A 6,581-nucleotide genomic window follows, 5' to 3' on the forward strand; every position below is an offset into this window, starting at 1 on the left:
GGCCTGCCGCCGGCGACGCCTCGGCGGGGCGCGTGGCCTCCGCGGCCGGATCGGTCGCTCCCAGGCCACAGCCGGCAGCCGCGAATGCAGGTAATCCCGCGGCGGCACCAGCAGCTGCGGCGGCACCAGCACCGGTGCCGGCAGCGCCGGCAGCGCCGGCAAGCAAGACCTGGGTCGACACCGCGACCGGCGCCTGCCTCGACAGCGATGGCAGCAGGGTCTACACCCTCGGTTGCAACGGTGGCGACTACCAGCAGTGGATCCGTGACGGGCTCCGGCTCCGCAACGTCCATTTCGGCAACTGCCTGACCAGCAAGGCCGGCGGGTACAACGCGGAAGGCGCCCAATATCCGGACGGCCTGTACGTGATTGCCTGCGACGGGTCGAGCTCCCAGCAGTGGGTGGCCGCGTCGGGCACCCGTTTCGGCCAGACTCTGCGCAATGCGGGCACCGGCAAATGCCTGGACAGCAATCAGTCAAGCCCGGAGGGAAAGGGCTATCAGGCCTACATGCTGCCCTGTAATGGCGGGAACTACCAGAACTGGACATAGACACCGGGTGGCCATGTCACTTTCAGTAAATGAATCGGCGTGTCGGTACTCGGCGTGTCGATCTTTGTGGTCTTCTACCGGGTTCCGAGCGGAAAAATATCCGTTTCGTCCCGGTAGAAGGACCATTGGCGCCGACAGCCCGGCGGGGCCAGTCGCGTGCGGTGACACTCGGGCATCGAGGGCCGCACTCCAGCCGGGAAGGGTCGACACGGCGACGGCGAGGCGACGGCGAGCTGACTCAAGGCGAACAGCCTGCGATGTCACGCGACCAAAGGCCTGCGTTGAGACGCCTGTGCGCGACCTGAATTCAGGCGCCGATCGGGACGGTGGGCGCGGTGGCAAGGACAGGTGCGGAGTTCGCGGGGACAGCCGAAGGCGTGGGAGCCGCGAGGTGGGTGCCGATGAGGGAGGTGTCGTGTTCAGCGGCCTGCACCAACGGATGGGCCAGGAGGTCGGCGAGGAAGGGCGCGGTGGTGGCGAGGCCGGGGCCGTCGACGACCGTTTCGCCGAGGGCGCGGCGCATCCGGGCGAGGGCGCCGGCGCGATCGGGGGCCCAGACGATGACCTTGGCGAGCAGCGAGTCGTACAGCGGTGGGATGCGGTAGCCGGTCTCGAGGTGGGTGTCGACGCGGACGAACGGGCCGCCGGGCAGGCGCAGGCGGGTGACGAGGCCGGGGGTGGGGCGGAAGTCGCGGGCCGGGTCCTCGGCGTTGACGCGGCATTCGATGGCGGTGCCCCGGAACTCCACGTCGTCCTGGGTGTAGCCGAGGGGTTCGCCGGCGGCGATGCGCAGCTGTTCGGCGACGAGGTCGATGCCGGTGACCATCTCGGTGACGGGGTGTTCGACCTGCAGCCGGCAGTTCACTTCCATGAAGTAGTAGCCGCGGCGCTGCGGGTCGTAGAGGAACTCGACGGTGCCGGCGCCCACGTAGCCGGCGGCGAGGACGGCGCGCACGGCGTTGCGGCCGAGTTCCTCGACACCGTCCGGGTCGACGTTGGGCGCCGGGGACTCCTCGACGAGCTTCTGGTGGCGGCGCTGCAGCGAGCAGTCGCGGGCGCCGAGGTGCACACCGTTGCCGTGCGCGTCGCAGAGCACCTGGATTTCGACGTGCCGGGCGGAGGCCAGATACCGCTCGAGGTAGAGCTGTCCGTTGCCGAAGACGGCGAGCGCGGTGGCGCGGGTGTCGTCGTAGGCGGCGATGACGTCCTCGCGGGAGTGCACCACTCGCATGCCCCGTCCACCGCCGCCGGCCACCGCCTTGAGGATGATCGGGTATCCGATCTCGTCGGCGAGCACGAGCGCGGCTTCCGGACCGGGCAGGGGCTCGCGGCTGCCCGGCAGCAGCGGCAGGCCGGCCTCCCGCATGATGCTGCGGGCGATCGCCTTGTCACCGAGATCGGCCATCACCGAGGCGGGTGGTCCGATCAGGACGATGCCCTCGTCCTCGCACACCTCGGCGAACTCGGCGTTCTCGGAGAGGAACCCGTAGCCGGGGTGGATGGCCTGCGCGCCGCGGGTGCGGGCGGCCTCGATGATGGCGGGGATGTTGAGGTAGCTCGCCTTGGAGGGACCCGGCCCGACCTGCACCGACTCGTCGGCGGCGCGGACCGCGGCCGAGTCCCGGTCGGCGGCCGAATGCGCCACGACCGTGCGGATGCCCAGCTCACGGCAGGTGCGCACGACCCGCAGCGCGATCTCGCCGCGGTTGGCGACCAGGACGCTGTCGAACATCAGCCGTTCCCGTCGGCAGCGCCGGCACCGGGGGCGAGTACGAACAGCGGCTGGTCGTGCTCGATGGCGGTGGCGTCCTCGACGAGGACGCGCACGACGCGGCCGGCCCGCTCGGCCTCGATCGGGATCATCAGCTTCATCGCCTCGACGATCCCGACCTGCTGCCCGGCCCGCACAATGTCACCCTCGGTGACGAATGGCGGCTTGCCGGGCTCGGGCGACCGGTAGAACATCCCGACCGACGGCGACCCGACGGTGAACGTCCCAGGCTCGTCCGCGGCAACGGCCTCGGCGGTAGGCGCGCCACCCGCACCGTTCACCGCAGTGCCCTGGACGCCGGCACCGTTCGCGCTGCCGGCTCCGGTACCGGCTCCGTTCACGCCGCTGCCGTTGTGGCCGGTTCCAGCACCGTTGACGCCGCCAGCACCGTTGACGCCGCCGGTGCCGTCCGTGCCTGGGGCCGATCCCGAGGTGAGCGCAGCGGGGCCGGCGGTCAGCGCGGACGGGGCCGCCGACCAGCGAGTACGCGCGGCGATGGCGTCGCCGTGGGCGGGGCCGGCGGCGTCGGGGGCCCAGCCGATCTCGACGGTCACGTCGCCGGCGGAGACCCGCACGAGGCTCGGCGCGTAGGGCGCGCGCACGGCCAGGTCCAGCAGATGGGTACCGAGCACCCCGACGACCGCGTCCACGGTCGACAGCGCTCCGCCGACCGCGGGCGGGCGGTTCTCGTCGTCCGCGCCGCCGCCCTGCACGGGCTGGGTCGCCTGGTCGATGCTCATCGGTGCGCCTCCGTTGTCGTCTCGAGCTGGGCCGGCTGGGGCTGGGTCTGGGCGGTGTGCGCGGTGGTCACGTCCGGGATGGTGGTCTCGTCCGCCATGGTCGTCTCGTCCGAGCTGCCTGGCGCGTCCGACGTGGTGGGGACGCCGAACTGACGGAAACGGGTGCGGCGGCGGGTCACGAGGGTCATCTGGTCGAGCGGGGTGAGGTCGGCGAGGCAGGTGCGCAGGGCGGCGCGCAGGGCGGCGGCCGCGGCGGCCGGATCGGTGTCGGCGCCGCCGTCGGGCTCGGGGATGACGCCGTCGACGATGCCCAGGCGCAGCAGTTCGCGGGAGTTCACCCGCAGCGCGGCGGCGGCCCGTGGCGCGGCGGCCGGGTCCTTCCACAGGATGGACGCGCAGCCCTCGGCGCTGATCACCGAGTAGACGGCGTTCGCGCACATGAGCACCCGGTCGGCGAAGGCCAGCGCGAGCGCGCCGCCGCTGCCGCCCTCACCGGTGACGACGGCGACGACCGGAACGGCGAGGCCGGCCATCAGCCGCAGGTTCTCCGCGATCGCGACGGCCTGGGCCTGCTCCTCCGCCTCCCTCCCGGGATACGCCCCGGCGGTGTCGATCAGGGTGATGACCGGCAGGCCGAGCTTGGCGGCCAGGCGCATCACCCGGGCGGACTTGCGGTAGCCCGACGGGGTGGGCATCCCGAAGTTGCGATGGCGCAGTTCGTCGGCGGTGTGGCCCTTCTGGGTACCGATGACGGCGACGGGGATGCCGTCGAGGCGGCCGAGGCCGGCGACGAGTGCCGGGCAGTCGGCGGACATCCGGTCGCCGCGCAGCTCGGTGAAGTCCTCGAGGATCATGTCGATGTAGTCGAGGGTGGACGGGCGGCCGAGGCGCCGGGCGGCGCGCACCGATTCCCAGGCGTCGCGTTCGGGCAGGTCAGCGATATCCGTGAGGATGGCGCCGCCGGCACGGAACTGCTGGCGGGGGATGCCGTCGTCGCGGCGGCTCGACACCGACAGCAGCCGGCCGAGGGCGGGGCGCAGCTCGCGGCGCGGGCTGATGATGTCGACGACGCCGTGGGTCTGCAGGAACTCGGCGGTCTGGAAGTCGTCCGGGAGCACCTGGCGGATGGTCTGTTCGATGACCCGGCGTCCGGCGAACCCGAGACGGGCGCGTGGCTCGGCGATGATGACGTCCGCCAGGGTCGCGAACGACGCGGCGACCCCGCCGAACGTCGGGTCGGTGATGATCGAGACCGTGAGGATGCCGGCCTCGTCGAGCTGACCGAGGGCCTGGCTGGTCTTGGCCATCTGCATCAGGGCGATGGCGCCCTCCTGCATCCGGGCGCCACCGGAGGCGGTGACGGTGATCAGCGGGGTGCGTTCGCGCAGCGCCACCTCGGCGCCGCGGGTGAACACCTCACCGACGGCGGCACCGAGGCTGCCGCCGAGGAAGCGGAAGTCCATGACGACGACCACGACCGGATTGCCCTCGATCGTGCCGCGCACGGCGACGGCACCGTCGTGCAGACCGGTGGCGGCGCGGGCGGCGCGCAGCCGGTCCGGGTAGGGGCGGGAGTCGACGAAGCCCAGCGGGTCACCGTCGATCGCCAGAACGTCGATCTCGCGCCGCGAACCCGGGTCGAGCAGCAGGTCGAGGCGGGCGTCGGCGGTCAGCGGGCCGTGCCAGCCGCAGTCGGCGCAGACCCGTCCCGCCCGGTCGAACCGCCGGCCGTAGATCATCGTCTTGCAGCCGCCGCACAGCAGCCACGACGATCCCGACGCGGACGCGCCGCCCGGCACCCGAGCCGCGCCGGGTCCCTCACCGGAGCCAGGATCACGCACGGTGCTCGTTCCCAGGGTTGCCTCGATCGTCATGACGTGCTGCCTCTCCTCTGGACGAGTGATGTGGCCAGACGGGTCGTCGTGGGGGGCGAAACAGACATGAACCCCCCACGACGACCCGTGCAGCGGTCACCCATCCGAACATCGGACAAAAGCCGTGAATACTCACTACCGAGAGTCAGTGATGACCAGGTTGGGACGCGGTCGGGACGGACGCTGCTGGTGGGGACACTGTCGGGATGTAGGTGGTGGCGGACGCGGGCAGGCGCACCCCGGCCGCGCGCAGGGCGGCGGCGCGTTCGTGGAACGCCGCGCCCGTCATCAGGTGGGCGGCGACGTCGGCGACGTGGCGGTTGCCCACCTCGGCGAGGTGGGTGCCGGCGACCCAGCTGTTGAACGCGCCCATCGCCGGGCCGCACCACACCTGGTAGTCGGCGGCCCGGTCGGGCTCCCCGGCGATGCTCCACCCGGACGAGCGGCCCAGGTACCAGCGGAAGATCAGCGCCATCCGCCGGCGCGGGTCGCCCTGCGCCCGGGTGATCTGGTCGGGGTCGCGTCGGGTGAAGAACTCGACGCAGTCGGCCCACACGTCGTCGAGGGACCGGCGGAACACCTTCGCCTCGAGGTTCGCCCGCACGTCGGCGGGCAGCGCGTCCACTCCGTCGTGGGCGCGGTAGAGCTCGTAGAGCTGGCGGGCACGGCCGGGGAACAGGGTGCCGCGGCGCAGGACCTGCACCTCGACGCCGAGCTCGAACATGTCCGCGGACGGGGCCATCGTCGTGTCGGCCACGCCGGTGGCCCCCAGCAGCCGCTTGGTGATCGCCGACTGGTCGGCCTCCACGGTGGCCTGGTTGACCGATCCGGTGACGACGTAGGCGGCGCCGAGCGCGAACGCGGCCGCCACCGCCGCCGGGGTGCCGATGCCACCGGCCGCACCGACCCGCACCGCGGCGCGCCGGCCCTGCTCACGGCGGATCCGTTCGGCCAGGGCCAGCAGTTCGGGCAGCAGGACGGTGAGCGGCCGGCGGTCGGTGTGCCCGCCGGAGTCGGCCTCGGCGGTGAGGTCGTCGGCGAGCGGCACGGTGCGGGCAAGCTCGGCCTGCTCGGCGGTGACCGCGCCGGCCGCGAGCAGCTCGCGGACCAGCGCCTCGGGTGCCGGGCGCAGGAACCGTTCGGCGACCTCCGCCCGCGACACCTTGCCGATCACCCGGTGGGTGGCCTCGACCTGTCCGTCCCGGCCGCGGCGCAGCCCGGCGAGCCGGTAGCGCACGAGCTGCGCCGTCGGTTCGACGAACGCGGACGCCTCCAGGGTGGTGACGCCGTGGCGCAGGCAGGCGTCCACGGTGGCCGCCTCCAGCGCCGCCTCGCTCGGGCTGTGGATCAGGTTGCAGGCGAACGGTGCGCCGGCGGCGTCGCGGACGATCGACGCGAGCGCCTCGTCGACCTTCGCCGGCAGCACCCCGGCGGCGCCGAACGAGGCGAGGAACCCGGCGCGGGCCAGCGCCGCGACCATCGAGGCGGACGCGATCCCGTTGGCCATCGCCCCGGCCAGGTACGCGTACCGGACGCCGTGTGCCGCGCGGAACGCGCCGTCGCCGAGCGCCGTCGCCGGCCGGGGTCCCACGGCGGCAAGCACCTGCCCGCCGGCGGCAACCACCCGGGCGACGTCGTCCGGGTC

Annotated in this window: 5 protein-coding genes; 1 reads left to right on the top strand and 4 read right to left on the bottom strand. The window is 72.9% G+C overall.

Annotated elements, in window-relative coordinates; genetic code table 11:
* Nucleotides 1-551: ricin-type beta-trefoil lectin domain protein (locus ND747_RS19485; protein WP_251735226.1), on the top strand; the 551-nt coding region annotated here is incomplete at its 5' end.
* A gap of 307 nt (nt 552-858) precedes the next feature.
* Here ND747_RS19485 and ND747_RS19490 read toward each other — a convergent pair.
* The 4 genes from ND747_RS19490 to ND747_RS19505 all read right to left on the bottom strand — a co-directional run.
* Nucleotides 859-2,283 (bottom strand): acetyl/propionyl/methylcrotonyl-CoA carboxylase subunit alpha, encoded by a 1,425-nt coding sequence (locus ND747_RS19490; RefSeq protein ID WP_251735227.1) that lies wholly within the window; start codon nt 2,281-2,283, stop codon nt 859-861.
* Nucleotides 2,283-3,062 (bottom strand): biotin/lipoyl-containing protein, encoded by a 780-nt coding sequence (locus ND747_RS19495; RefSeq protein WP_251735228.1) that lies wholly within the window; start codon nt 3,060-3,062, stop codon nt 2,283-2,285. The genes ND747_RS19490 and ND747_RS19495 overlap by 1 nt, the downstream gene beginning before the upstream one ends.
* Nucleotides 3,059-4,801, bottom strand: coding sequence for an acetyl-CoA carboxylase carboxyl transferase subunit alpha (gene accA, locus ND747_RS19500; RefSeq protein WP_251735230.1), 1,743 nt, complete (start codon nt 4,799-4,801; stop codon nt 3,059-3,061). The genes ND747_RS19495 and accA overlap by 4 nt, the downstream gene beginning before the upstream one ends.
* A gap of 280 nt (nt 4,802-5,081) precedes the next feature.
* On the bottom strand, nt 5,082-6,581 hold a 1,500-nt coding region (locus ND747_RS19505), incomplete at its 5' end, for a PfaD family polyunsaturated fatty acid/polyketide biosynthesis protein (RefSeq protein WP_251735229.1).

The organism is Frankia sp. R82 (assembly GCF_023716925.1).
Taxonomy (GTDB): Bacteria; Actinomycetota; Actinomycetes; order Frankiales; family Frankiaceae; genus Frankia.